This window comes from Nostoc sp. KVJ3, from assembly GCF_026127265.1.
Taxonomy (GTDB): domain Bacteria; phylum Cyanobacteriota; class Cyanobacteriia; order Cyanobacteriales; family Nostocaceae; genus Nostoc.
In genome coordinates, this window is sequence record NZ_WWFG01000001.1 from 3071950 (window position 1) to 3098077 (window position 26128).

The window sequence follows — 26128 nt, forward strand, 5'->3', positions numbered from 1 at the left end:
GCCGGAACTTCCAACTCCGAAAATAATTCAAAGTCCTTATAATATCCCTGATGTAGTTTTGTGTCACATACTATATGAACAAAATTTCTGATTTCTTTTCTCGAACTAGCCGAAAGCGAGTCCTTTGCCAATCATTCTTTTTCGGCGCGATCGCTACTATGGGCGTGATTTCTAACACTTTTTCATTGGGTTCAAAAGCTTATGGTCAAACTCCAGCACCAATAGCTAATAATACTCAAATTAATAGCTACGCTCAAGCCGTGTTAGCAATGGAACCAGCCCGTCAAAATGCCTTTGAAGAAATTAAAAAACTTATTGGCAATGGCGAAATCCCCAAAATTGTTTGTAACGATTCTAATAGCATAAATGGTCTTCCTAGAAAGGCCCAAGATATCGCAGTGAATTACTGTAATCGCTCGCAAAAAATTGTTCAAGATAATGGGTTGAGTATCGATCAGTTCAACAAAATCACTATAGAATTACAAAATAACGATATTTTAAAACAGCAGGTTTACAATACTTTATTACGGCTACAAAAAAGTCCTGATTCTCCTTAGTTAAAACTTCCATAGAAATTAGAGAGGATCGCCAAATTAAGGATTGATTCATAAAATACTTGTTTGTGCATAATAGGTTAATGACTAATAACCTATTGCATTTTACGAATCAGTTTTTGTTGCGATTCTCCTATTCAATTATAAGATAGGTTTGCTTGTCGTTTGGTATGAATATTTTTCATGTGCTTCTTTACAGTATTTATGGTGATGTAAAGCTTAGTAGCAATTTCTTTGTAGCTATAATTACTTCTATAGAGAAACCAGATTTCAGCTTCTCGCGGCGTGAGATCAAACTTTTTAACTTCAGTGAGTGCTACATTTTTCACAGACTCATATTGGTTTTCTATAGTCACTAATAAGCAAGGTAATTCAAACCCATCTAAATTTAGTAGCCTCACCCTAATCCGAAAAATATTTGACTTATCAAGCACAATTTCATCCGAGAGAATCAGAAGTTTATCAGAAAACAAATACCGACTACTCAGCAAAAATTCACAAAGATGCCAGATGGCTGAGGGGACAAAATTCTGCTTGAAATTACCTTGATTAAATTGACAACAAAGGCGATTAGCAGATGCATTAGCATGAACTACTTCACCCATTTGGCTTAAAATTAATATTCCGTCTTCTAAGCCTTCAATTACTTCTTGTAAAAAATCAGCTCGCTTCGATTCATGTAAGTTAATACTATCTAGCTGTTGTGCTTCAACTACCGTTTGTACTATTGTCTTTCTGAGGGCGATCATAGGAGGTATGTTAATGTATAAAATCATGCTTATTTTTTGACGATCGTGCGAGTTGGAAGATGCACCATCTATTTTTTGCATACATGATTATGTGAATGAATTGGTTGAATATCACAGACCAATTATGCTAATTACAGTAAAACTAAGTGTTTTTTTACACGATTTTCTTAAAATACTCAATCCATAATTTATGTAGCTTGTTTGAATTAGTTTAGGTTACATATCTTAAATACAACCCTGAAACTGCTTATTTCGGAAGATGCAAAATTTGACTTTGTTCAGCTACGCCAAAGCATCTCTTCTAGATTAATTGTCTTAACTCAAGCTTATTGTTTTTAAGGGGAGCCATTGCGTTGCCTATTGAAGTCGCTTACACTAAATAGCGATCGCCCCAATATACAAGAATTATTCATATTGAAATAAAAATATATATATACATATAAATATTTATTTTTCTAATACAGGTATTCACCAAGTATGCTAAATTGCAAAAAACCGCTCATATCATGTCCGGTTAAACAATTGTCATTGCGAAAGAAGTGAAGCAGGGGAAAATGATATTTCCGGTTCCCTCCCCTTTATAAGGCTACGGTGTACACACAAGTCCTTCTAACCCCCTCTAACTCCCCTTGGCAAGGGAGAGAACCGGATATTTCCCCCCAATACATCGGGGGGATTAAGGGGGGTAAATCCAGGATTTGGGCTTCATTACCAAGATGTGTGTACACCGTAGCTTTATAAGGGGAGGGTTAGGGTGGGGTAACGCGGATCGTGATGGGAAGTGAGTGAACTCAATATCCGGTTTTTACATGGGTTTCACGTTAAGTTGACACCTATGTTCATGAATTGCCCCTACGGGTGTACCTCACATAAATGAGAACCGCTATAATATTTAGCCCCTCATGAGTTCTAATACCCATTCCCAATTGTCTCTAAGTCTCTCCAACAAGGCTGGCGATTACTGTAGCTAACTCAGCTGCTTCAATCGGTTTAGGTAAATGGATCTGATAACCTTCTTGTATGGCTTGCATTTGATCCTCTGCTCTAGCATGAGCTGTCAACGCCACAGCTGGAATATTTCCCCCTAATTCTGGTGGTTGCGATCGCACTTTATGGATCAGAGAGTAACCATCCTCATCGGGCATATCGATGTCGCTCACTAAAACATCTGGATTCCACTGTTTAATTACCTGCAATGCTGCTTGAACTGATGATACTGCTTTAACATTAGCTTGGTACTGTTCAAGGACTGTGGTGATAAATTCACGGGTATCGCTTTGGTCATCTACAACCAGAACGCGCACGCCAAGAAGGGACAGAGGAGCGGAAGGGGAGAGGGGGAGAGGGGGACTCTTCAGAAGTGGTAGCTTGATTGTAAATGTTGCTCCTTGCTCTTTACCTGGACTATCTGCGTGGACAGTACCGCCATGTAATTCTACTAAATGACGTACGATCGCTAATCCTAGCCCTAATCCACCATAAGTTCTAGTGTTAGAACTATCAGCTTGACGAAAGCGATCGAAGACGTAAGGAAGAAAATTAGGACTGATGCCAACACCGGTGTCAATCACCTGAATTTGGGCATACTTATCTGTTTTCTGCCGTTTTTTTTGGTCAGTGACTATTGACAATTGTACCTCTACCCGTCCTCTTGTAGGTGTGAACTTGATGGCATTGGATAGCAGATTCCAGATGATTTGCTGTAAACGCTCCAAATCCCCGAAAACTAAGAATTGAGAATTTTCGCCCAGCAAGCTGTCCTTTAAGTGTTGACTGGTTTGGGATTGTGATGTTAGAGATTCTAGATTTTCACTACTGAATCTTAGTCCCCAATCTGAATTTAGTATTTCTTTTGAGGGAATGAGGGAAAATCTTAAATCGATTTCCTTGGATTGGGCGGCTAGACTAACAGTCTCGATAGCCGACTCAATCATCGGAATCAAATTACAAGTACGGACGTTGAGGCGTAATTTACCTCTAATCATCCGCGATATATCTAGCAAGTCTTCAATTAGCTGGGTTTGCGCTTTAGCATTGCGCTCAATTGTTTCGGTAGCCCTAGCCATTTGGCTGTCACTCAGCTTGCTTCGTTGCAGTAATTGCGCCCAGCCTAAAATAGCATTGAGAGGCGATCGCAATTCGTGAGACAATATCCCTAGAAACTCGTCCTTCATCCGGTTCGCCTCTTGCAACTGCTCAGTTTGTTGTTGCAAAGAAGCAATTAAACTAGACCGTTCCATTGCGATCGCTATTTGGTCGCATATTGCTTGCATCATCCCCTTTTGAGTCTCGGTGAAGCTGAAGCGAGTCCGGCTACCAAAAGAAAGAGTACCTAACAACCGTTCTTGGGCAATCAACGGATAACTATAATAAGCAGTAATGCCTAAAGAACGAATCAATTCTGTTTTTGGGTCAATGGATTGCTGTACATTCTCTAGAGCTATTGCACAACGCTCCTTGGCTACAGTACCGCAAACCGCTTCACCATAAGCCAAGGACTCGATTTCCTTTGCCAGTTCTTGAGAAATGCCACTGTAAGATTCTAGTCGCATTATCTGAGAATTATCCTCAACCAAATAGTTAAAGTAAACATCTAAACCAATTTGGTCTTTTAGTTGGCGGTAGACGCTATCGATTAGTATTACTGGTTGCTGACTTGAGAGTAAATTGCTAGCTGTGTCGAATAGTAGCTTTAGCCTTTTGTAACCTAACGATAGCGCTTTTTGTACCTCTTTGAGATTGCTAATCTCTTGGAACACCAAAATACAGGTAGCCGGATGACCATGCATTGCTGGCAAGGTATCAGCAAATATCAGTAGAGAGCGGACACCAGAGGGAGTATGCCAGTCTACCTCCAAACCATTGAGACGTTCGCCAAGGGCAACCCGCACTCCTGGCATTTGTTCATTGGGGATGCGATCGCCCGCTGCATTTGTATAGTGATAAACTGTATGATAATTTTCTGCTGGTACACCTTTAGGAAACTCGCCCCCAGCTAATTCATTCGCAGAGCGATTGGCAAAAGTGACTCGCGCCGTTCCTGGTTCGATAAACAGCAACGGTCTTGGCATCAGATTTAACACATCTTCCAGCCATTTTTGCTGATTTAGAAGTACTTCCTCTGCCTGTTTGCGCTCCGTAATATCTAAAAAGGCACCAACACTTCCTCTCGTTTTTCCCTCTTCATCAAATAGGGGGGCAACGTACTCTAAGAGGTTGACAACTTTTCCATCTTCATGGACTACATCGAGTTCACAACCTACAACTTCGATACCATGAACAGCAGAGTATTGCATTGGCAGTTCCTCTACTGAGAGTTCCCTTCCCTCACGGTAGATTTTAAAGCTTGTCGGGTTTTCGTCACTGGCAGCACCGAGGGAGGCATTAGTATCTGGCAATATCCCCAACTGCTTCGCAAAAGCAGGGTTTACCTTGATCTTTTGGCATTGTGGATCTTCCGCAATGCCAATTCCAACCGGAATTACCTCTAACAAAGTTTGTAACTCAGTAATGCGGCGCTGTAGATCCTTATTTAATCTTAAGATTTGTTCTTTAGCCTGTTTTTGTTCGCTGATGTTGCGAGTCACTGTTGCTAAAGCAATTGGCTGACCTGTGTTGTTGTCTGTAACAGTAAAGATATTGTAATCAACTGGTATTGGTTGACCTGTTCGGAGATGCCGAAAGCAGAATTCTCCCTGCCAGCGACCTTGTAATAGCACACTCGGCAGTATATATTCTTGAAAATAGACTTTGTCTTTGGGCATGAAGTAATCTAAGACTACTTTTTGCCTCACTTCATCAAGGCTGGCAAGCCCTACCAGCTTTTGACCTGCATCATTTATATAGAGTAATTGACCTTCAAGGGTGGCGATGCCGATAAAGTCAGAGCTATTTTCTATCAGCGATACTAATTTTTGTTGTTCTGCTTCTGCAAGCTTACGTTCGCTCAAATCGAGGATAAACGCTACTGACTCTTCCCGTTTTTCTCCTAACAGCACGTAACCAATTAAAACCGGGATGCGGCTACCATCCTTGCGAATATATTCTTTCTCGTAGGGTGTACAAGCACCGTTGGCACTACCTTGTGCTTCAGCGATCCCTCGCTCATCCAAGTATAGATCCTCTGGTGGTGTGATATTGCTCCAACTTAAGTTATCCCCTGACAAATCCTCTTGTGTGTAACCAATCATCCTCAGAAATTCGTCGTTTGCTTGCTGAATGCCGCCATACACGTCGCCAAACAAAATACCAATGACGTTAGAATCTACGAAACTCCCCAGTTTATCCTGGTAAGTTCTCAGTGCTTCCTGAGCAAGATCGCGTTGATGGCTAAGGCGTTCAATAACCCTGGCACTTTGCCAAATTAAAATAGTAAAAATCACAATCAGAACAATAGCAAATACCGATACCGCAAAAGCTGGATCGTATTGTCCTGCGCGTTGACCTTCAACAATTACCCACCCTAATATAAAAGGGACTGCGATCGCGGCAATTAATAAACGACGTGCAAGTAAGCCGCCATCAGTATCACTTGTAACTATCCTCATTAAACCCTGTTCTGCCCGTGCCCACAGAATACCAATACTTATCAAAGTGAACAACACCGCCGTATGTAAAGCCATTGATGTTGTATGAGGGGCAAGTCCGTAGAGAACTTTCACTTTGTAGGCATAGCCCATCAGCGCCTGAAATGAAATTAAAGTAGCGATCAGAGCGATAATCTGAGCATACCAATAACTACGGTAGTTTTTTGGATTAATCAGAATCTGTAGGGCAACGCTAACTAGGATAAAGTTCAGCGCTGTGTTCACTCCCATTCGCCCCGGATGTGATGTCGTCATACTAATTGGCAAATCAAGGAACAACACCTCGTCAATGCCAAAATTCCAGCCGAAAAGATATTGACTAAGTGTGAGTGCAGCAATTGTAGTCACTGCCATTGCACAGACGCGAGAAATGATCGGAGTCGGGAAATAGAGAAGTCGAGGAGTCGAGGAGCCAGAAGAGTTTTGAATTGTTCTTTTCCTCTTACTCTCTCCTCTTAAAAACAACCACAATGACACACCAGAAAGCACAAAGCACAAAGCTGTATTGACTTTCATCGTGGCAGGACTACCAGGGAAGCCGCACTTGAGAACTTCGATGCCAAGCCACCAGCCAATTAGCACCAAACTGCCAACCATTATAGAGACTACACTTGCGACTTTTGCCACAAGTAGATTTGTCGGGATTTTGAATATCTCTTGCAGCCGCAAGCGGTTAACTTTTAACATTGAGTGTTCTCTAACCGCATCTATCTAGCGTAGTAAAGTTCCGTATTTCTTACGGTTTAATTATTTATACTGCTTGTATTTTATGTTACCCCTTGGCTGAATTTTCATCTACCCAGATGCATATTTTTTATTGCACAACTTCGAGTAATAATAAGGGTTAATTCAAAAAACCACCTTTGTGAGGATTTCAGAATTGCAAGCCATGTTATTTACCCGAACTAAATTTTTGGGCAGAAATTCCCAGATTATCTGAAACTTTTAGTTTTAATATAACTACTGCTGTGGTTCTGTTTGCAAATCTTGTAATACCCCCTGTAAAAACTTACCCCATTCTGCCGCCAAAGGGATTTCGGTAAATGGAACGCGCACTGAATTATTAGATTCGGAAAAGAGAAATTCTAGCTCTATAGAACGACCTTTCGGCGGTATATTCTCCACATCTACTGATTTTTCGTCTACTACAAGGTGAATTTGTTTAACATCAAGCAAAGAGAATGTTTCTAGTTTAATAGGCCCTTTAGACGTGGGTTTTCCCCAAGTTAGATTATTATCTTTTTGACCTAATACAGCATAAATATCGTACTTAGCCCTTTCAAATTGCTCTGCCCAAGCGCGATAGGCTTCAACTTTTTGATATTCCTTCGAGCCTTGCCAAGCCAGCCAGAAAAACATTACTAATAGAGGCAACCACAAAAGACCACGTTCCATTGTTTCAAAAAGTCCTGAGTAATGAAGTGAAGCTTGTAACTAAAAGTGCAAAATCCACCAATAAAAGATGGAGATAAGTTATGGTAGTGAGCAAACTAGCAAAAAAACAGTGCTGAGTTTACCACATACCCCGCATTTGTATGAGAAAGCTTATATTATTGTGCTTGTTTGTCATTGGGCTGGGATCTGCCATATTTGGTTTCCTGAATTTCCAGGGATTGGCAGCCAAAGGAGAGTTTGAAACGATTTTGCTTGATTTTCGCGAAGATATTCCATCCTTGGTGGTGGAGCAGGATCTGCAAGCGATCGCTAAACAATACAACGTTACTCCCAAATTAGACAACAAATTTTCAAAAAAAGATAATGTCTATATTATCAAAGGCGATCGCCAGCGACTCCAAGAACTGAAAAAATCTCAGTTTGCCCAAGCTACAGAATTCATTGAACCAAATTACATCTATACAGATATCCCACAACCCGGTAAAGTAGCTTGGTTAGGAGAATTTTTAAGACCCCAAGAAAATGGTGATGAGACAAGCCCCTCGTTAACTGGCCCCAATGACCAATATTACAGCAAGCAGTGGAACTTGCACAAAATCGGCATTGAAGGCGCATGGAGTCAAACCAAAGGTAGCGGCATTACAGTTGCGGTAATTGACACCGGGATTACTAAGGTGCGTGACTTATACGAGACAAAATTCGTCAAAGGCTATGATTTTGTTAACGACCGAGAAGAAGCCAAAGACGATAACGGTCACGGTACTCACGTTGCCGGAACTATTGCCCAAGCCACAAATAACAAATATGGCGTAGCTGGAATTGCCTACGAAGCCAGCCTGATGCCGCTAAAAGTACTCAGTTCACAAGGCGGCGGTACCGTTGCCGATATTGCCGAAGCAATTAAATTTGCTGCTGATAAAGGCGCAGATGTGATTAATATGAGCTTAGGCGGTGGCGGTGAAAGCAAGTTGATGAAAGAAGCGATCGAATATGCCCATAGAAAAGGTGTAGTTATCATTGCCGCAGCCGGTAATGAAAACACCAATGGGGCAAGCTATCCAGCCCGCTATCCTTATGTAATTGGCGTTTCGGCAATTGGCCCAGATGGCGAAAGAGCGCCCTATTCTAACTTTGGTGCTGGGGTAGATATCTCGGCTCCTGGTGGTAGTGAAGCTGGTAAGATTCTCCAAGAAACCATCGACGAAAATGGCGAAGGGGTATTTCTTGGCTTCCAAGGTACAAGTATGGCTGCTCCCCACGTTGCCGGCGTTGCAGCCTTAATCAAAGCTGCTGGCATCAAAGAACCAGATGAAATTTTAAAAGTCCTTAAACAGTCAGCGCGAGTTATCCAGGATGATGGCTTGAACTATTATGGCGCTGGACAACTCAATGCGGAATCAGCAGTCAAACTAGCCTTTGCAGGGCAAATCAGTTTTCCAGATTTCTTCCGATGGTTACGGGATAACGGCTATCTAAACCCCGGCTTTTGGATTGATGGTGGCGCAGTGGCACTATTACCCAAAATTTTAATGATAGTTGGTTCCTATCTGCTGGCTTGGTTTTTACGGGTTTACTTACCCTTCCCTTGGAGTTGGTCTTTATCTAGTGGATTAATTGCTGGCAGTTCTGGGTTATTCTTCCTCAAGGGAATCTATATTTTTGATCTTCCCCAATGGCCTTTCCGGGTTTTGGGCAGTTCAATTCCCGAACTAGGCAATACCCTCCAGGGAACCAATGCGTTGAATCCCCTATTTGCCAGCGTACTGATTCCTATTCTGTTAATGGCATTCCTGTTGGGACATCCTAGTTGGAAATGGTTTGCTATTGGTTCAACACTAGGCGTAGCAGCTTGCTTGACAGTAAGTGCATTTTTAGATCCGGCTGTTTGGGGTTTGGGAAGTGGTAACTTAGCACGCCTCTTCCTCATCGCTAATGCCCTAATTTGTTATGGACTTGTTCGTTTAGCATTGAAAAATGAGGAAAAAATAGCATAAATTGGGCATTGGGCATTAATCACAGACGCGATTAATCGCGTCTCCATGCACTCACAACTCAGCATTGTTATATGAGCATTACACTTACAGGCAAAATCGAACGCCGTGATATTGGTACAGGCGCATGGGCGTTAGTCACAGAAGAGGGTGTCACTTACGAAATCCTCAAAGGGGCCGACAAAGACTTACTCAAAGACGGACAAAAAGCAAAAGTTAAAGGACAGGTGCGCGAAGATATCATGACAATTGCCATGATTGGCCCTGTGCTAGAGGTTAAATCTTTTGAAGTTATTTAGTTGTGACTATTTGTGGTATCTAGAACCTCTTGAAGACGGCTTCTAAATTCCCCTTTGGGATGACCCCCTTTTACTTCACCCACAATCTGAAATTCCCCTTCTGGAGAATTGCAGATGATGTAAGTAGGCCATCCCATTTCTGATTTATCGGGATACTGAGTCAATAAAATCTTGCGATACTTGCGGTAAGCAGTTGTATCCTGCATTTTCACATCAATAAATTCTAAACCCAGTTCTTCAGCCACCTTTTTGTCATAAAAAGACATTTTGTGGCAGATGCCGCATTCTTCTGAAGAGAACTTAATTACAGCTAAACTCATGGGTTGGCGACTTTTTGGTTTTCGGCAAACCATCATACCACAATGCCATGAAATACAGACATAAGTGCGTATGCAAAAATATTTATATCATTGCGTCAAAATATAGAAAAAAAATTAAGAATGTGATTAAATATCATAGCAATCATTTTGATGTGCCATCTCTAGCTCACAATAAAAAGAAAGCGATTCAGGAATTGAGTGAGCAGATTATCGCCAAGACTACGACTCCCTCACAACTACGCATCTAAACCAAAAAAAACCCCCAGTGAGCGTTAGCCAACCAGGGGAGTTAGTTATCAGGGTGCATCTACCAATTAAATGTTCTCAGGTTAAACGCCACACTCCGGATAAATTTGGACAAAGGCTAGTTATTTTTTAAATAAAAACCCCCAGATGATGTTAGTCTTCTAGGGGAGTTAGTTATCAGGGTGCATCTACCAATTAAATATTCTCAGGTTGAACACCATACTCAGGATAAATTTGGACAAAGGCTAGTTATTTTTTTAAATAAAAACCCCCAGATGATGTTAATCTACTAGGGGAGTGAGTTATCAGGGTGCATCTACCAATTAAATATTCTAGGGGCAGCGAGTATCTTCCGGGAATAAACGATCGCAACTAGGGTTGATAGCGATGTCTACGATGGCTATTCGGTGTCGCAACTAGAAAAAACCCCCCAGTGGGTGTTAGCCAACCAGGGGAGTGAGTTATCAGGGTGCATCTATCAATCATCTTTTCTAAACTAAATGGGTAGCTACCGGATAAATTAGCAGAGGTTGAAGTTATCGCTGTTTACTTACCAGAAAAAACCTCAGCAGGTGTTAGCCAACCAGAGGGGTTAGTTATCAGGTATTGGTGTAAACTTAAGCTAAAGTCCTTAAGAATCTCGTTTCCAAGTTCTATCTGTAATTGATACTCCTTGGGCTGCTAGTGCAAATTCGGGAAATACCAGCACCCATAAGCATTAAAAACTAGAGACTCTTAAAGAGCAATCTACCGAATAAATAAGCATTTACCAGAGAAAACGCCCAACGGGTGTTAGCCAACCAGGGGAGCTAGTTATCAGGGTGCATCTACCAATTAAATAACCAGTGCTATACCTTAAAAATTTGATGCGTCGAAATGATTGCTGATTACTTCATAAAAAAACCCCCAGTGGGTGTTAGCCAACCAGGGGAGCTAGTTATCAGGGTGCATCTACCAATTAAATGTTCTAGGTTTAACTACCATACTCCGGATAAATCTACTAGAAATTTACGCCAACAAAACTCTATAGGACTCCTATTTGATTTTTGAACAAAATTAGGTATTGTAGGGGAGCCAGTGCGTTGCGGTGAATCCAGCGCTGTAGGCGGGTTTCCCACCGTAGGCGACTGGTGAACCCGAAGGGAGGTTCCCTCCGTTGTAGCAACTAGCGTTGTGTTAGAACGAAGTTCGTAACGCACCATTATCGAGGGTTTGGTGCCGTACTCTTGGCGATAACACCCTACTAGTGTGGCAAGCCTAAAATGGTGTAATTAGCTAAAGGCTCGTAGTAGCGCTTTAGCCCCAAGAAACCATAAATCTAATGCGCTATTTTAGCCTTGCCACGCTACTACGTATCTTTTCTCCAAATCAAACCGGATTCCTATAGTAGAGATTAACGGAATTAGGGGAGTTAAAAATCAAGGTACATCCATCTATTAATCAAGTATTCTAGGATTAAGCACTATTTTCTGGTAGAGAATATCTGCGTCAAAAGTTGCTGGTGTTGGCCAAAACTAAAAAAAACCCCCAGTGGGTGTTAGCCAACTAGGGGAGTTGAAGATCAAGGTGCATCTACCAATTAAGTGTTCTAGATCCAAGTAATCCGATCCGGAAAAAGTTGTAAAGGCAGAAAAAGCAAAACAACACCGAATCAGAAACATTCAGGGGTGGGATGCATCTAAGTTATCAAAAGGAGCGAAAAATCGACTTGAAACTTTCGCGTTTCAAACCAGATTTAGGAAGCAGACAGGAGAAGTTGTGACCCAGGAATTTCACATTTCCGTAACCCCAGTAGGGCAAAATGACTACTTGGTGCGGACGGAACAAGTCGCGCCTGGGGTACCATTAGCAGAAGAATTGGTGACTTGGCCTGTAGCTGAGTGGTTGATAGCTGCTGGGCATTTGATGAATGACCCGTTGAAGTCGGTGTTGCAAGGAGATATATTCGCTTCTGGTGGGGACGAAAGCAATATTGCCAGAAACTCTGTTAATTTGGTGGCGTTGGGCCAACAATTTTATAACGCTCTATTTAAAGGCACTCTCAGAGATAGTTGGATTACCGCTCAAGGGATTGCCCAAAACCACCAACAAGTATTACGCTTGCGTTTGGGGTTAAAGGATACTAGGTTAGCTCGTCTACCTTGGGAAGTGATGCACGCTGGCGATCGCCCCCTAGCTACTGGGCCTTATGTGGCTTTTTCTCGCTTCCAAAGTGGTATTTTGGGAGGTTCTCCGTTGCGATCGCGAAATACTTTTACACCACGAGAAGAAGAGGCTGTGAAAGTGTTGATGGTAATTGCTTCTCCCTCAGATCAAGTCCGTCTTGACTTACAGAAACAAGAAGCGATTAAACTGCAAGCAGAACTTCATCGACAAACATCACGACTTGCCGAAGGTAACAATAATTTCCCAGAAATTGAACTCACGGTCTTAGACCAACCAGGACGGGAAGAACTGACGCAAGCCCTTGAACAAGGTAGATATCACGTTCTCCACTACTCTGGTCATAGTAATTTAGGCGGCAATGGCGGAGAAATTTATCTGGTTAGTCGCAGAACGGGCTTGACGGAAATCTTGACTGGAGACGATCTAGCAGGTTTACTCGTCAACAATAATATCCAAATGGCAGTATTTAACTCCTGTTTAGGGGCATACACGGCTGCATCCAATCCCTCTGGAGATACTGGCGAACGGAACTTGGCCGAAAGTCTGGTGAAGCGCGGAATCAGAAGCGTGTTGGCGATGTCTGAACGGATTCCTGATGAAGTGGCGTTGACGCTGACACAATTATTTTACCGCAATTTAAGTCAGGGATATCCAGTAGATTTGTGTGTTAGTCGAGTGCGCCAAGGATTAATTTCTGCCTATGGTTCTCACCAGATGTACTGGGCATTACCGATTTTATATCTCCAGCCAGAATTTGACGGTTTTCTGAATCAAGAAACTGAGTTATCCGAAAGTGCAGAATCGCGAAACCAGTATATTTCGCCTTTAGGAATAACTTCCACAATGTACTCAGCGATGTCTACGACGGGCTACGCCAACGCAGATGATGCCGAGATGCCTTTAGGAATGGAAGAAATGATTCCTGCTGGTTTGGTGCGAGATTCTTCTGGGTTGGACTGGCTGGGTGAAGATACTTGGGGCGATTTGGTTGATGAAATTGAGTATGATGACCCAAGCTATGAAGAAGATTCGGCGATCGTTTCAGATTTGTTTCGTCAGCTAGATAACCAAAAAGATCCAACTGAACTGGATCGACAAATTCCCGAAGCTAATTTTCCGCAAAGGCAGGTTTCTGAGGAAATGAATTCCCTGGAAGAGGAAGGAGATTTGTGGGGAGAAGTCCCAGCACCATCACCTCCAATTACTGGAAACCTGCAAGGAAATTTAGAAAATTCTGATTTTTCCCATAGGCGTAGCCCAACCCAAATATCGCAATCACCCCCACCAAAACATCGTACCCAACGCCGCCAGCTGTGGCCAATTGTGGGTATTGTGGGAATCAGTGCGATCGCAGTTGCGATCGGTTTAAATTGGTGGTGGCAAAATCGCTCCCAGCAGGTAACTTTGCCTAACATCCCAACAATTTCCACTGAGTCTTTACCGATTCAAAAGCAGCAAAATATCGACTTACAGACAGCATCGACTGGAATTGTCACTGCTACCGCTACAGAAAAATTGAGTCAGGGTGACTTACAAGGTGGGTTATTGGCTGTAGAAGAACTACTTAATCGTAACGCCCTGGCTGCGGCAGAAACTGCTCTTAAACTGATTCCAAGTAAGCAAATTGATGAGCCATCTGTCAACTTTTATAAGGGAAGATTAGCTTGGCAGTCCATCCAAGCTGGAGACAATAATTATAGCGTCGATGATGCCCGCCGTTACTGGGAAACTGCTGCAAAAGCTAAACCAGAATCACTTTTGTATAATAACGCTTTAGGATTTGCCTACTACACAGAAGGTAATCTGAATCGAGCCAATGATTCTTGGTTCAAAGCTTTGAATTTAGCTCTGAAAGAACAGAATAAAGATTCAAAGACAGCAGTTCCTGAAGATGCTTTAACTTCTTATGCTGGTTTAGCGCTTGGACTGTATAAATCTGCACTGAGTCAATCTAGTGGTAAACAGACACAATATCTGAATGAAGCCATCAAGTTGCGACAAACAGTTTTAAACTCCGATCCAGGAAACTTCCAGGTAGATAAATTAGCTAAAAATTGGCTGTGGACAGAGAAGGCGATTGAAGATTGGCGATCGCTCCTCCAGGAAAAAGGTGAACAACAGTAGAGGTTTGGTGAAAAAGAATGTTGGTAAATAGATATGCGTCCTAGGGGCAATTCATGAATTGCCCCTAGGATGGATCTGGTTTTTCCAATCATCTATACTTGGTCTTTCCTGTCAATGCGTAAGTCCTAATCTCTATATTTTTCACAGTTTGACTTGCTGTAAATGACTGCGGGGATTATAAGTACGTATAGCCCGGATTTTTTCATAATATTCTCGCTCTTGTTGGCTGAGGTCTTTTGGTGGTGCGATCGCCACCTTCACCAACTGATCGCCACGTCCACCCTTGGCGAGGGGCCAACCCTTGCCACGTAAACGCAGTGATTGACCAGAACGGACTCCGGCTGGTAGCTTGACATTAACTAAACCATCAGGTGTGGGTACATCAATAGAGGCTCCCAGCGTTGCTTCATCTGGTGTAATTGCCACTTCGCACACCAAGTTATCACCTTCCATTTGGAAGAACGAGTGCGGTTGAAGTTCGACTTTTAAGTATAAATCCCCTCGTTGTTGAGTCATTGGGTTGATTTGACCTTTGCCCCGCACCCGCAACCGAGTCCCAGGTTTAGCCCCAGATGGGATACGAACATCTATTGTTTCGTTACCTAAGCTGAAGCGCTTTTGCACGCCGTTAAATGCTTCAGCAAAAGTGAGGGTGATTAGAGCTTCACTATCTTGGGAAGTAGCCGCGCCTGGATCTTGAAACCCATAATCGTTAAAGCCACTAAAACCACTTGTAGCACCTGTAGGAGAACGGTAAGAATAACTTTGTGAGTAACTTTGTCGCCCACCCCCACCGCGAGGGGTAGCACCGCCAAAGCGTCCTAGTAACTCATTAATAAACTCATCAAAATTGCCGTATTGACTGAAGTCAAAGCCGCTCATATCGGCACCGACACCGCCGCCTGGGAAACCTTCACCAGCTTGTTTCCAATATTGACCGAATTGGTCGTATTTTTTGCGTTTATCTACATCTGACACAACTTCGTAGGCTTCGCTAACTTCTTTAAAGCGTGCCTCTGCCTGTTTATTATTTGGGTTGACATCGGGGTGATATTTGCGGGCTAGTTTCCGAAAGGCTTGTTTAATCTCCTCCTGAGTGGCAGTCTTACTAACTCCCAAAATTGCGTAATAGTCTTTGAAGTCGGTTGCAGCCATCTACTAGCCTCCTATAGAAATTCCTGTTATGTTTTTTTTTAAGAATCACAGATATTTAATTGCTAGGTATAGTGCCAAGCAAAAGAATCTGATTTTAAATTAACAAAGAATATAGAAAATCAAGTGTGGTTCTCGCTCAAGATGCGATCGCAATTTCCGTACTCCGATTTTTCTGATAAGCGGATCAGCCCGTTTAGCCCCTCTTTCAGACTTGGGGGCGCATCCCGGAGTTGACGGTGCATCCGCAAAATAATTTCTTCTGGAACTTGGCGCGATCGCTTTTTATTCCGTGCTAAACACAGCCAGACTGGTGTATCCACCCAAATGCCCGTAATTTGGGCAAACCCCAATTCACGGGCTAAAGCAATAACTTCACGACGATGTCGGCGCTGGGCATTAGTGGCATCAAAAATAGCTGTATTTTCTGTAGAAATAGCTTGCTGAAATTGCCGTTCTACTTCCTGCCAAATCAGTAGCCACGGCCCTTGAAGGGCTTCTGAACCGAACAATTTCCCCCGGATGGCATCTGTAGAAATCAGCGACATCTGGGGGTATTCTGCCAGTAATTGTTTTGCAAAAGTTGACTTACCGCTACCTGGAAGACCAATCAGTAATAAAAGTGAGGAGTTAGGAGTTAAAAGTGAGGAATTAAAAGTAAGGAGTGAGGAGTAATCAGAATTTTTATTCATAACTCCTAACTCCTAACTCCTAACTCCTAACTCCTAACTCTTAAATGATCGTTCCATCAGGAATTACAGCATTTTTCAGGACGACAACGATACCACTGCGGATGTAGAAACCTTGAGCTTCGCGTTCAGCTTCTTGCACATTATCTTTATTGATAATTTTCACATCGTGACCGATGCGGGCATTTTTATCAACAATTGCACCACGAACGATTGTATCTGTGCCAATGCCTACAGGAATATCATTTTCTGCTAAACTACATTGGCGTTCCACAGAAGCTTGGTAAAAATCTGCACCCATCAGCAAAGATTCTTCGATGACACAGCCAGATTCAATCCGCGATCGTACTCCTAAAACTGAATGTTGGATGCGGCAATTTTTCAGTATACAACCTTCGCCGATAATTGATTCTGTGATGTGGCAATCTAAAAGTTTAGTCGGAGGTAAGTAACGAGCGCGGGTATAAATTGGCGCTTTTTCATCGTAGAAACTAAAGGGCGGCTGGGGTTGCTGAGTTAGAGCTAAGTTGGCATGATAAAATGCTTCAATTGTTCCAATATCTTCCCAGTAGTCATCAAAGAGATAAGCTTGAACGTTGTAATCTTTAGAGGCATCAGGAATAATTTCTTTGCCGAAATCAGTCCTTTCTATACCTTCTCTCAATAACTTGAACAAAACCTCTTTTTTAAAGACATAAATCCCCATTGAGGCGATGTAAGGCTGTTGCTGGGCTTGTTCTTTTGATAATCCCAGTATGCTTGTATCAACGCGCATTTGGATTAAGGCTTCACCTTTAGGTTTTTCGCTAAAATCGATGACTCTACCAGAATCATCAATTTTCATCAAGCCAAAATCTGAGGCGCGGCGCTCATCAATGGGGATGACTGAAAGAGTAATATCAGCCCCTGTTTCCCTATGGCGCTGGATAAACTGGCGATAATCCATGCGGTAGAGGTGATCGCCTGAGAGGATCAAATATTCGTCTGCATTCCATTCTTCCATTAACCACAGATACTGACGCACAGCATCGGCTGTACCTTGGAACCAGTTGGGGTTTTCTGGTGTTTGTTGTGCCGCTAGGACTTCCACAAAGCCTTCGTTGAAGCCACTAAAGTTGTAGGTACGGGCGATGTGACGATTCAGGGAAGCTGAGTTGAATTGTGTCAGGACATAGATTTTGAATATTTCGGAATTTATGCAGTTACTAACGGGGATATCGATTAAGCGGTACTTCCCCGCTACTGGTACTGCTGGTTTAGCGCGGAGTTTGGTTAGTGGGTAAAGCCGAGTACCCGCGCCACCACCAAGAATGATTGATAATACTTTTTTCACAAAATTTCTCCCGACTGCCTTTCAACTCTCACTCTCAGTTTAGGACTGTCTGCCACCACAGGTAAGGGGGATCATCTGATTCTTTAGGATGAATTTTACAGAATGCTGGTAGTGTTGAAGGAGGTTATTGACTACTTGTAAATAAATAAAAAGTATTAATTAACATCAGTAATTAATCGTTATAAGGTACACCACTGTCACAACTACAGAATTACTGGATTTTCTGCTAAAACAAGTAATTTTGGAGACTTGTATTATTAAAGTACTTAAAGTTCCTTAGATAACTAAGTGGGTATTTATGCTTTTTAGCCTGCTCTCTAGATTTCTCTTGATGAACTTTCTGTTTTCGCTGTTGTAAGTTGGGAGTATGCTTGTTGGATAGCTGTGGCGATCGCACTCTCTGGTATCAGATTAGCGATTTCCTGTCCTTGTTGTACAATAAACTGTTTAAAAAATGGGTCTTTTTGAGCTTCATTTAGAATCACCTGCTGAATTAGTTCAGCTTGTTGATTGGTAGAAATAGCAACACTTTGACTCTGAAATTGATCCAACAAACTTTGGGCTACAGTCGTTGCTTGAGCTAAATTGCTACCATTAGCTACAAAACTGCGAATCTTACTAGCAGCTTCGTCATAATTAATTTCGCCAGAGCCTGCAAGGTTTGTAATTGTGCTACCAACAATAAAAAAACTATTACCCAAAGGTCTTTTATTTAACGCTTCTGCTTGATTTTCTGCAATGCCGAGAAGTCTATTAAATTGCTGTTCTTTGACAGCCATTAAAGTTTTAATATCATCGTAAATTAGATTGAGTTGTTGTTCAACCTGTTGCCGAGGAATTCCTTCTCTGTATGTTACTTTAACAACCCAAAGATCGCCGCGTTGTTCGACCCCTTTCAATTCTAATCCTAAACCGTCATCATCTAATTGTAATTTACGGAAAGCAAAGCTTAGAGCTTGCCAGTTAATGCCTTCTTTAAAAACTAACTCAACTACCTCTTCTACTTTTTGAAAGAGAGCTTCAAACTCTCCTTTTTCAAAGTTGCGACCAATAGGATACTGATCTGTACCCTCTCCTTTATCATCTAATTGGCGGTAGATATATTCACATTTTACCCCAGCAAAACAAGTCTGAGAATTAACGCTCCAATCTTCAATACAAATTCCTGTTAAATTAGCACCAGTCAAATTTGCTCCTGTAACTTGAGCGCGTACCAAAATACTTCGGCGCAAATCAGCCCCTTGTAAATCTGCTCCATTTAAATTAGTTCCTATTAAAGTAAAATCCCTCATATCTACATCTCGTAAATATGCACCTTGCAAATTCATTCTGCTAAAGTTCGTATCTTTACAATCTTCATTAGTGAGCAGTTTTTGTACCTTAGAGTTAGTTAAATCTAAATATCTATTATCCAGTCTAGCTCTATCCAAACCAGTAACTCGCTTGAAACAAGTCCGGTACAATTTTAGCGCTCTTAAGTCACTATTTGCTAACTGAGAACTAGTAAAATCAACACTACTCAAATCTAAGTTATAAAATGATGTACCACCCCAAGAAGCAACTGCGATCGCCCAATCTCGTAAAAAATATAAATGATTGCGATGTTTATCATTAAAATTTGTTGCAAATAAGTTAATAATTACCATGCCTAAACCTATACCTATACCACCACTTATCGAAATACTTTTTACTAAAAAACTATCCTCTTCTGGTTTATTTTCTAACCAGTGAAACTGATATGCTGCGACAGCAATAATTGTTGCAGAAAACAGGATAACGAAAATTACCCACCCTCGAAGTAAATATTTATTTTGAGGAAATAAAGTTGAGCTTAAAGCAAAAGCAAAGCTACCAGTCAAAATACTAATTGTTGCAAAAAGCATTCCAAATGTAGTGGCGGCTAAGTTTTGAATACTACGATCGATAACTGGTGGAATATCTGGATTTATAGTTGGTAATAAATTAAAATTTGCTAACAATGCTGTTATAAATAAAGCTATAAAAAAACTTATAAATGCTAATTTTAAACCTTGAGCAATACCTCTCCGTATAGTAGTAATTATCCAAAGGCTCACTACGACAATCATCCAAAGTAGTTCTATCCAGCCCTCGCCTTGTATACTTATGTTAAAAAATACATTTGCACCAAAAAATCCAGATACAATACCTGATGTTACATAGAGAACATTTATAAATAAAAGCAGCCAAGCTTTTACTAGTAGTGGTTGACCAGCAATCACACCACGTAATTCCGATTGCAAAGATTCTTGAGAGAAACGCCAACCTCGAATATTTTGTCCGGCTTGAATAAGGCAGGATAAGCGATGAGACTGCATTCTAATTCCACCAAGTAATTTTCGGATTTTACAAAACATTTATGACTATTAATATAACTCCGTCTCGAAGCAAAATATTATACAATTGGTTTTTACCTACCAGATTTTTTAAAAGAAGACTCAAGGTAAGTTCTATACCAATTAACAGTGAGCAAGAAGAATCACTTGAGTCTATTGACCCCAATGAGCTAGTAGAAATTATCAACTCGCGTTTTGATGTTAACCCAACATCGCGGATTAATGCGGTTTTTGGTCATCCAGATTTTTTACCATTTTCTTTTTTAGAACTAGGAGTAAGACGAGGCACTGCTGTATGCCGAATAGTTCGGAATTTTTCTGAACCATTCAGACAAGAAATAGTCAATATAGTTACTGAGTTTGAACAGGAACTTAAAAATAATAATAAAGATATTTTAACTAGGCAAGAAATAGAAGAAATATTCTCAATCTCAGAAAAAGAGCAAGGTTTTGCTGACGATTTTTTTTCTAAAATTGCTCAAGCATCTCCGTCATCTGTGCTTCAAGATCCAGAACGTTTTAGTAAACTGCTACCAATTCCACTTGCGACAGGGTTTTTAGTTGGAAACAGTTATTTACTGACTAATCATCATGTACTTCCAGATGAGCATGTATGTCACGAGATTATAGCCGAATTTGGGTACGATCAAGATGGTCTTGGGCGAAAAATTCCGCCAATAGCATATAAACTTGACACGAATCCAGATACAGGTTTTTTTGAAACTAATGAAAACTTGGATTACACCTTAGTGAAGTTGCAAGATAAACCTGTAGATCCAGACTTCTCTATTTTAGGTCGAGCAGGCGATCGCTTTGGCTGGATTACCTTAGATGAAAACCCAACAAGGATTGCACCGCCTGTAGATGAAGTAAAAATAAAAAATCTTCAACTCGACGGTTTCAAGATTAAAATTCCTCAAGGGAAATCTATGCTAGGAGAGCCTGTTAATATTATTCAGCATCCCAAGGGAAAGCGTAAGCAAGTTATTCTTTCTAGTAACCGAGTTCTAGAAATTTACAAACAATTTGTTCGGTATGAAGCTGATGCTGACTTTAGTTCATCAGGTAGTCCAGTTTTTAATCAACAATGGCAATTAGTGGCATTACATCATGCAGCAGTAGCAGATATAAATGACAGTAATATAACCTTTGAAATAAAAGCAGAAGAAGGTGTGAGAACTTGTGAAATAGTCAAGGATTTAAAAGCAAAAATAGAGCAATATGATGCAGAAGCAAATTTAGGTATTGAACAAAAATCAAATTCAAGAGCGCAAAAAATTCGTACTTTCATCACAAATTTTGTTGACACAGTAGATAAAAAAGCTGAGAACAATCCTACATATCAAGCAACAACTTCTATCTAAATTTCTCTCCATCAAGCTATTATTTGTAATTCAACATCCCAAATTATTGATTTCTTGCTCATAATTGGCAATTTGTTGTCGCAATCGTTCCTGTTCAACTTTGGCATTTCTACGTAATTTTGGATCGCTTGTTAGTCTTTCTTGTTGTTCAAACTCTTCTAGTAATTCTAGTGATTCGCTAAGATGATTGCGAACGCTTTGACAGCGCTGCTGGTTAGTTAATTGGTTAAGCGATGGAGATGGCGAACTAGAAGAATTAACGGTTATGTTGCGAATTTGGTTAGGAGCTTCATTATAGTTAATCGAGCCACTACCAGCAAAGTTTCCAATAGAATTACCAGACATGTTAAAAGAGTTATTAATCGCTGGTTGGTCTGACTCAGGTGTAGAAACTGGAGCCTGACTGCCTGTATGATAGGTAACTAAAGTAATGGAACGTCCCCAACCCATGCGAATCGGTTCTTGTACTGAACCTTTCAATTCGTTGCTTACAAAATCAAACAAGCGATCGCTGCTAATTCCCCTGCTATTACCTGCATTCTCAGCCGCTAATCCCTTGAGAACTGCACCTGTGAAAATGCTGTATTCTTCACTCTTAATTACTCCTGCACGTTCAAAGCCACGACAAGCTGTAATTAAGAAATAATCTTTTTGTGAACTGAAAGCGGTAAGAGTTTGTTGTACCAACTGTCTTTCCAAAAAATAGCCCCCATGACAACAATCGAGTAGCATTACCAAACTACTCAATTGCGAATCTCGAATTAATTGATTGAGACTATCAAAGGAAATGCCATATTTTTGTTCCACAATTTGGTTTCCCGCAACTTCAATCTGAGAATCAGAAGTTGCCAAATATCCCTTTTGTTGTCCCAAACCATCGCAAGTTATAAAACCGTGTCCGCTAAAATAAATCAACGCTTCATTATTAGCAGCTTGCTCTAGCAGGAATGTTCTGAGTTTTTGACCGATTTCAGCGCCAGTAACTTTTGAGGCTGCCATTTCATAGCCGTTTTTATCTTTATTCCAGCGCTGTGGTAGCCTTTGCACAGACTGGAAATCACCATATTGCTCTAGGAGTTGCGCGATCGCTTCAGCATCATTTATAGTCTTCGACAAAGGCGGTAATGAGCGGCTGACATACTCGGCGATGCCAATAACAAGCGCGTATCGTGCCATTTAACACACCTTATGTTGGTAAATGCGGGATAATCTTGACAGACACCATGATGGCTGTGTTACTAGAAACAATACCATTTGTTATTTTTCTGCAAGCAAGCTGAAATTTATTCAGATACGTTACAAAACTTAATTGAGGTAGCCCATGTCAGAAGTACAGCAACTATTTTTCCAAGCAGATGGGGAGATTGAGCAGATTGAGATTAACGTCACAGCTACCGAAATAACTCAGGAAATTGACGAGGACGACGATGGCATAGAATACAAGGATGTGCGAACAGATGCGATCGCTCGGATGCAACAAGCTCGGCAAATGATTCGCTCTTATACTATCTATGCTCTTAGTGCTTTTAAAGACTTTGATACTGCTGAAATTGAAGAGGTAAAACTTACATTTGGCATTAAGTTGGGTGGCAAAGCTGGTATTCCTTACATTACCGAAGGTTCAGCTGAAAGTAATCTGCAAATTGAGGTGAAGTGTAAGTTTCCAGAAAAACAACAACTTGATTTACAGTAACTGCAAAAAATTATCCGCGCAGTCTAGGGGTAGGCAATGCCCATTAAACACCCAACTTCCCTATATTTATTCTCTTATTAACCAAACGTAATTGGTGCGATCGCTTCAAATGCTTCACCCAAGATTGATCTGACAACTGGGAAATGGCATTGGGCGACAGGGTTGCAGTGAAAATATCTTTACCACTGGTAACACCACTAACGCCTAAACTTTCTAAAACAGCGATCGCGGCAGAGTCTAATATTGGTTCCGTATGGATGAAAACTACTAAACTCGGTTCCTCTGAATTTTGAACATTATTCAGTGCTGTAGCAAGAGCGGCATCTAGTTTCTGATAATTCATCAGCAATTCCTTGGTAAAAAGGGTAGGCTATTATTACCTACCCTAACTTATCAAAGTTATAGGTTTTTATCGCCTACCCTTGTGCAGAAATAATATCTACCTATCTCAGCCCAATTACAGATTTAAGGCATTAATCACTCCATAACCCCATTTCTCATCAAATGTACCTGCGGGTTTTTCGGGAATTGTACTATTTTTACGTAGCAACTCTTTCACAGCAGCCGGGTCGAGTTGAGAATCTCGCTGCAACAACAGTGCTACCAACCCAGTGACAAAGGGTGTCGCCATACTCGTACCAGCCATTACCACAAACTTGGAATTAATCATCGATGAGCGGTCAAAACTGGCATCGGCGGAAAGGGTGGAAACAATCATTGCTCCTGGTGCTGCTATATCAGGCTTATGACCATCATTGCGTAGAGGCCCTTCACTACTGAATTCCGAAATAGTATGCAATTCTAAGCCCATTTCTTGCACTTTGTTATCAATATCTGTGTACTTAGTTTTAGTAGTATAGGCGGCAACTGTAATTGCACTGCTGGCGGCTCCTGGCGAACCGATTTTTACCGCATCTTTCACACTTTTACCTGTGAAAAACACTGAGGAAGTGTCATCTAATGTCCACACATCTAAACGTGTGTCAGTTGCAGAAGTGTTGCGGACTCGCAGTTGCCAAATACCTCCCATGACTGGCGAGGGGTCAATACCCCGGATTTGCACAAAGAAATTATGGTCGCCGTTGGCTTTATCTGGCGCTGGTGTTGCTAATTGCACCCGTGCATCCGGCAACTGGTAATCTTGTGCAGCATTACCCTCAGTGATTATTTTTTGGAAGGGGGTAACAAAACCGTTAGGACTCCGCACAGATACTTCCAACTCACTGTCTTTGGAATACCAAGCGTTTAACCAAACTATGCCTATTTGATTCAAAGGAACATTAAAGCGCATACCACGAGTGCGTCCACTGGGTATTGTCGCTTGTCCATGAATGTTATCGTTTCCTTCGTTACCCGCAGCACAACAAACAATTCTTCCTGGGCCAGTTTCCGCATCGATGACTTTGGATAAAGAATCACTACCATCATGGGCATCAGCGTGTCCACCCAAGCTGAGATTTACCACGGCTGGCCGTCCCAACTCTCTGGCAACTCGGAAAATGTAACGCACTCCATCAGCTATGTGAGCATCCTGTAAATCTGACCTGACGATGACTAATTCTGCTTCTGGTGCAACACCGCTATAGCTAGCATCTGCACCGGCGGCAATGCCGGCAACATGAGTACCATGACCCCCAGTATCTTGAGAGATTGTCAGTTGCGCTCCCGTAACTTCCGCCCCATAACCGCCTTCTATCACTCCTGGGCCTGGCAGTGTTTGATCCCAAATGTGTAAAATTCGTCCCGCAAAGGCGGGGTGTTTCGGATCGATGCCACTGTCTATAATGCCAATGATGACTCCTTTTCCGGTCAGTCCGCTTTTGTTCTGGAACTCAGGTAGTTTGACCGTTTCCATTGCAGTGTCCATCCTCAAATGAAGTTTGCGTGATGGCTTGATGCGATGGATGATATCTTCTTCAGATAAGACATCTAAACTCTCTATCGGTAAAAAAGCCGTCCGCACACTTCCAGAGTTTTGATTGACTTCAATGTTATATTGTGATAAATAACTTAAGTCTGCATCAGGGTTACAGTAAATAAAAACGACGCTTTTGGTAGGCTTGACTGGGCTTTTGTGGGCAATGATGCCAAGCGATCGCTTGTGTGTAACTAAAGCTTTATCCCCTTCATTTTGATAGTCTTGAAATGCCAAAAGTAATCCGGGAGAAAGTTTTTCGTGTCTCATTTTTACCTCAAATTCAATTTATTGACAGTCAGACTATTTTGGATTTTGGATTGATTTCACTTAAGTAAGTCGGCGTGAAAATTTCAATGTATATCATTGCGAATGTAACGAAGTGGAATGAAGCAATTGCAAAGGTCTTGTGGTTTTTGCATTCTGTTACATGGTTAGGTTTATTTGTACCGACTTACTTACCAAACTACAAATTAGCCCATCACACAACTCTTTAAAAGGGCTAGTCCTATATGTAATAACAAAGACGCAAAGAATTCCTTTGCGTCTTTAGCGTGAGATTTAAAAATGGACATTCTTACCGTTATATTTCTCCATATACTTAAACTTGCTCCCGCCAGCACCAGCTTAAAAGTGTGCCACAAGCTGCCAGTTTAACTATTTCTAGTAGCCAATAACTGCCATGTAGTAAATTCATTGTCAATGGAATAGCAGTTTCAAATAGGTTGAGGTGAACTCCTATAGCGGACATTTGTGGAGTTAATAAATAGGTATCGAACATAGCTATAGTTAGCAGAAGCATAGATAAAATAATACTGCTAATACGCCAACGATATCCGGTTTTGCTCAAAGCTAATACTCCAGTCAATACTACGGCAGCAGATAATAACTCCATTCGATTGAAGTTCCAAAAAATCGTATAGCCTACTGTCGTAAAACTAGCTTGACTCATCATGCCAGAAATATAAAGACTAGGCATAATTACCCAATCTAAAACTAGACTAGCACTGAGCCAAAAGCCCAAAGTCAATATGATAGCGGTTTGCCAAGTTGGCCGTTTAAATTCAAGGTTAGAAATAGCAGTCATAAAATAATTGCGTGTGTTGTATTCTTAGTCTCTAACTTCACTAACAGTTTGACAAGAAATATCAACTAACCTTTACAAAGCGATCGCTCTTATATTCTGAATTAAATCCCA

At 41.3% G+C, this 26128-nt stretch carries 19 protein-coding genes; 7 read left to right on the top strand and 12 right to left on the bottom strand.

Translation table 11 applies throughout. The features are described 5' to 3' along the window. Positions 1–74 precede the first annotated feature (74 nt). Complete coding sequence (locus GTQ43_RS12025) at positions 75–557, top strand: DUF4168 domain-containing protein (RefSeq protein WP_265272834.1); 483 nt, start codon at positions 75–77, stop codon at positions 555–557. 134 nt (positions 558–691) lie between these two features. Here GTQ43_RS12025 and GTQ43_RS12030 read toward each other — a convergent pair whose 3' ends face one another. The 3 genes from GTQ43_RS12030 to GTQ43_RS12040 all read right to left on the bottom strand — a co-directional run bounded on the left by GTQ43_RS12030 (position 692) and on the right by GTQ43_RS12040 (position 7284). Next, a complete protein-coding gene (locus GTQ43_RS12030; protein ID WP_265273741.1) occupies positions 692–1303 on the bottom strand; it encodes a LuxR C-terminal-related transcriptional regulator in 612 nt (203 codons plus the stop codon). A 932-nt stretch (positions 1304–2235) separates the two neighbouring features. Continuing rightward, positions 2236–6576: a PAS domain S-box protein gene (locus tag GTQ43_RS12035; RefSeq protein WP_265272835.1), complete on the bottom strand. Its 4341-nt coding sequence runs from the start codon at positions 6574–6576 to the stop codon at positions 2236–2238. A 273-nt stretch (positions 6577–6849) separates the two neighbouring features. After that, complete coding sequence (locus tag GTQ43_RS12040) at positions 6850–7284, bottom strand: hypothetical protein (RefSeq protein WP_265272836.1); 435 nt, start codon at positions 7282–7284, stop codon at positions 6850–6852. A 140-nt stretch (positions 7285–7424) separates the two neighbouring features. Between GTQ43_RS12040 and GTQ43_RS12045 the strand changes: the two genes are divergently transcribed. Together GTQ43_RS12045 and GTQ43_RS12050 are read left to right on the top strand one after the other, a co-directional pair. Continuing rightward, positions 7425–9278 (top strand): S8 family peptidase, encoded by a 1854-nt coding sequence (locus GTQ43_RS12045; RefSeq protein WP_265272838.1) that lies wholly within the window; start codon positions 7425–7427, stop codon positions 9276–9278. Positions 9279–9349: 71 nt separating this feature from the next. Further along, positions 9350–9574 carry a hypothetical protein gene (locus GTQ43_RS12050; RefSeq protein ID WP_265272839.1) on the top strand — a complete coding sequence of 75 codons (225 nt, stop codon included), beginning with the start codon at positions 9350–9352 and terminating at the stop codon, positions 9572–9574. On the opposite strand, the gene GTQ43_RS12055 is transcribed toward GTQ43_RS12050, so the two are convergent. Continuing rightward, positions 9571–9894 (bottom strand): thioredoxin family protein, encoded by a 324-nt coding sequence (locus tag GTQ43_RS12055; RefSeq protein ID WP_265273743.1) that lies wholly within the window; start codon positions 9892–9894, stop codon positions 9571–9573. The genes GTQ43_RS12050 and GTQ43_RS12055 overlap by 4 nt on opposite strands. 122 nt (positions 9895–10016) lie before the next feature. Here GTQ43_RS12055 and GTQ43_RS12060 point away from each other — a divergent pair, with 122 nt between their 5' ends. Next, positions 10017–10142: a hypothetical protein gene (locus GTQ43_RS12060; protein ID WP_265272840.1), complete on the top strand. Its 126-nt coding sequence runs from the start codon at positions 10017–10019 to the stop codon at positions 10140–10142. A gap of 1756 nt (positions 10143–11898) precedes the next feature. After that, a complete protein-coding gene (gene hetF, locus GTQ43_RS12065; protein ID WP_265272841.1) occupies positions 11899–14430 on the top strand; it encodes a cell division protein HetF in 2532 nt (843 codons plus the stop codon). Positions 14431–14571: 141 nt separating this feature from the next. Here hetF and GTQ43_RS12070 read toward each other — a convergent pair whose 3' ends face one another. The 4 genes from GTQ43_RS12070 to GTQ43_RS12085 form a co-directional block, all read right to left on the bottom strand. After that, positions 14572–15585, bottom strand: coding sequence for a DnaJ C-terminal domain-containing protein (locus tag GTQ43_RS12070; RefSeq protein WP_265272842.1), 1014 nt, complete (start codon positions 15583–15585; stop codon positions 14572–14574). A gap of 119 nt (positions 15586–15704) precedes the next feature. After that, positions 15705–16274 carry an AAA family ATPase gene (locus tag GTQ43_RS12075; protein ID WP_265272843.1) on the bottom strand — a complete coding sequence of 190 codons (570 nt, stop codon included), beginning with the start codon at positions 16272–16274 and terminating at the stop codon, positions 15705–15707. 40 nt (positions 16275–16314) lie between these two features. After that, a complete protein-coding gene (locus tag GTQ43_RS12080) occupies positions 16315–17604 on the bottom strand; it encodes a glucose-1-phosphate adenylyltransferase (protein WP_265272844.1) in 1290 nt (429 codons plus the stop codon). 317 nt (positions 17605–17921) lie between these two features. Continuing rightward, positions 17922–19940, bottom strand: a complete 2019-nt coding sequence (locus GTQ43_RS12085) for a pentapeptide repeat-containing protein (protein WP_265272845.1) — start codon at positions 19938–19940, stop codon at positions 17922–17924. A 41-nt stretch (positions 19941–19981) separates the two neighbouring features. On the opposite strand from GTQ43_RS12085, the gene GTQ43_RS12090 reads away from it, so the two are divergent. Then, positions 19982–21322 (top strand): trypsin-like serine peptidase, encoded by a 1341-nt coding sequence (locus GTQ43_RS12090; protein WP_265272846.1) that lies wholly within the window; start codon positions 19982–19984, stop codon positions 21320–21322. A gap of 30 nt (positions 21323–21352) precedes the next feature. On the opposite strand, the gene GTQ43_RS12095 is transcribed toward GTQ43_RS12090, so the two are convergent. After that, positions 21353–22498 carry a caspase family protein gene (locus GTQ43_RS12095; RefSeq protein ID WP_265272847.1) on the bottom strand — a complete coding sequence of 382 codons (1146 nt, stop codon included), beginning with the start codon at positions 22496–22498 and terminating at the stop codon, positions 21353–21355. 145 nt (positions 22499–22643) lie between these two features. On the opposite strand from GTQ43_RS12095, the gene GTQ43_RS12100 reads away from it, so the two are divergent. Beyond that, entirely contained in the window at positions 22644–23015 is a 372-nt protein-coding gene (locus GTQ43_RS12100) for a CU044_2847 family protein (protein WP_265272848.1), read from the top strand. 43 nt (positions 23016–23058) lie between these two features. Here the strand turns inward: GTQ43_RS12100 and GTQ43_RS12105 are convergent, their stop codons facing one another. From GTQ43_RS12105 to GTQ43_RS12115, 3 genes are all read right to left on the bottom strand, one after another. Continuing rightward, positions 23059–23358, bottom strand: coding sequence for a hypothetical protein (locus tag GTQ43_RS12105; protein WP_265272849.1), 300 nt, complete (start codon positions 23356–23358; stop codon positions 23059–23061). A gap of 114 nt (positions 23359–23472) precedes the next feature. Further along, positions 23473–25200, bottom strand: coding sequence for a S8 family peptidase (locus GTQ43_RS12110; protein WP_265272850.1), 1728 nt, complete (start codon positions 25198–25200; stop codon positions 23473–23475). Between the two features lie 331 nt (positions 25201–25531). Beyond that, the gene (locus GTQ43_RS12115; RefSeq protein WP_265272851.1) at positions 25532–26017 is read right to left on the bottom strand and encodes a hypothetical protein; all 486 of its coding nucleotides are present in this window, start codon (positions 26015–26017) and stop codon (positions 25532–25534) included. Positions 26018–26128 lie beyond the last annotated feature (111 nt).

Excerpts from the sequence above, each read along its gene's own strand:
- GTQ43_RS12075 (WP_265272843.1), bottom strand. The coding sequence starts at position 16,274 with ATGAATAAAAATTCTGATTACTCCTCACTCCTTACTTTTAATTCCTCA.
- GTQ43_RS12070 (WP_265272842.1), bottom strand. The coding sequence starts at position 15,585 with ATGGCTGCAACCGACTTCAAAGACTATTACGCAATTTTGGGAGTTAGT.
- GTQ43_RS12035 (WP_265272835.1), bottom strand. The coding sequence starts at position 6,576 with ATGTTAAAAGTTAACCGCTTGCGGCTGCAAGAGATATTCAAAATCCCG.
- GTQ43_RS12040 (WP_265272836.1), bottom strand. The coding sequence starts at position 7,284 with ATGGAACGTGGTCTTTTGTGGTTGCCTCTATTAGTAATGTTTTTCTGG.
- GTQ43_RS12045 (WP_265272838.1), top strand. The coding sequence starts at position 7,425 with ATGAGAAAGCTTATATTATTGTGCTTGTTTGTCATTGGGCTGGGATCT.
- GTQ43_RS12100 (WP_265272848.1), top strand. The coding sequence starts at position 22,644 with ATGTCAGAAGTACAGCAACTATTTTTCCAAGCAGATGGGGAGATTGAG.
- GTQ43_RS12105 (WP_265272849.1), bottom strand. The coding sequence starts at position 23,358 with ATGAATTATCAGAAACTAGATGCCGCTCTTGCTACAGCACTGAATAAT.
- GTQ43_RS12115 (WP_265272851.1), bottom strand. The coding sequence starts at position 26,017 with ATGACTGCTATTTCTAACCTTGAATTTAAACGGCCAACTTGGCAAACC.
- GTQ43_RS12050 (WP_265272839.1), top strand. The coding sequence starts at position 9,350 with ATGAGCATTACACTTACAGGCAAAATCGAACGCCGTGATATTGGTACA.
- GTQ43_RS12110 (WP_265272850.1), bottom strand. The coding sequence starts at position 25,200 with ATGAGACACGAAAAACTTTCTCCCGGATTACTTTTGGCATTTCAAGAC.
- GTQ43_RS12055 (WP_265273743.1), bottom strand. The coding sequence starts at position 9,894 with ATGAGTTTAGCTGTAATTAAGTTCTCTTCAGAAGAATGCGGCATCTGC.
- GTQ43_RS12085 (WP_265272845.1), bottom strand. The coding sequence starts at position 19,940 with ATGCAGTCTCATCGCTTATCCTGCCTTATTCAAGCCGGACAAAATATT.
- GTQ43_RS12025 (WP_265272834.1), top strand. The coding sequence starts at position 75 with ATGAACAAAATTTCTGATTTCTTTTCTCGAACTAGCCGAAAGCGAGTC.
- GTQ43_RS12090 (WP_265272846.1), top strand. The coding sequence starts at position 19,982 with ATGACTATTAATATAACTCCGTCTCGAAGCAAAATATTATACAATTGG.
- GTQ43_RS12030 (WP_265273741.1), bottom strand. The coding sequence starts at position 1,303 with ATGATCGCCCTCAGAAAGACAATAGTACAAACGGTAGTTGAAGCACAA.
- GTQ43_RS12095 (WP_265272847.1), bottom strand. The coding sequence starts at position 22,498 with ATGGCACGATACGCGCTTGTTATTGGCATCGCCGAGTATGTCAGCCGC.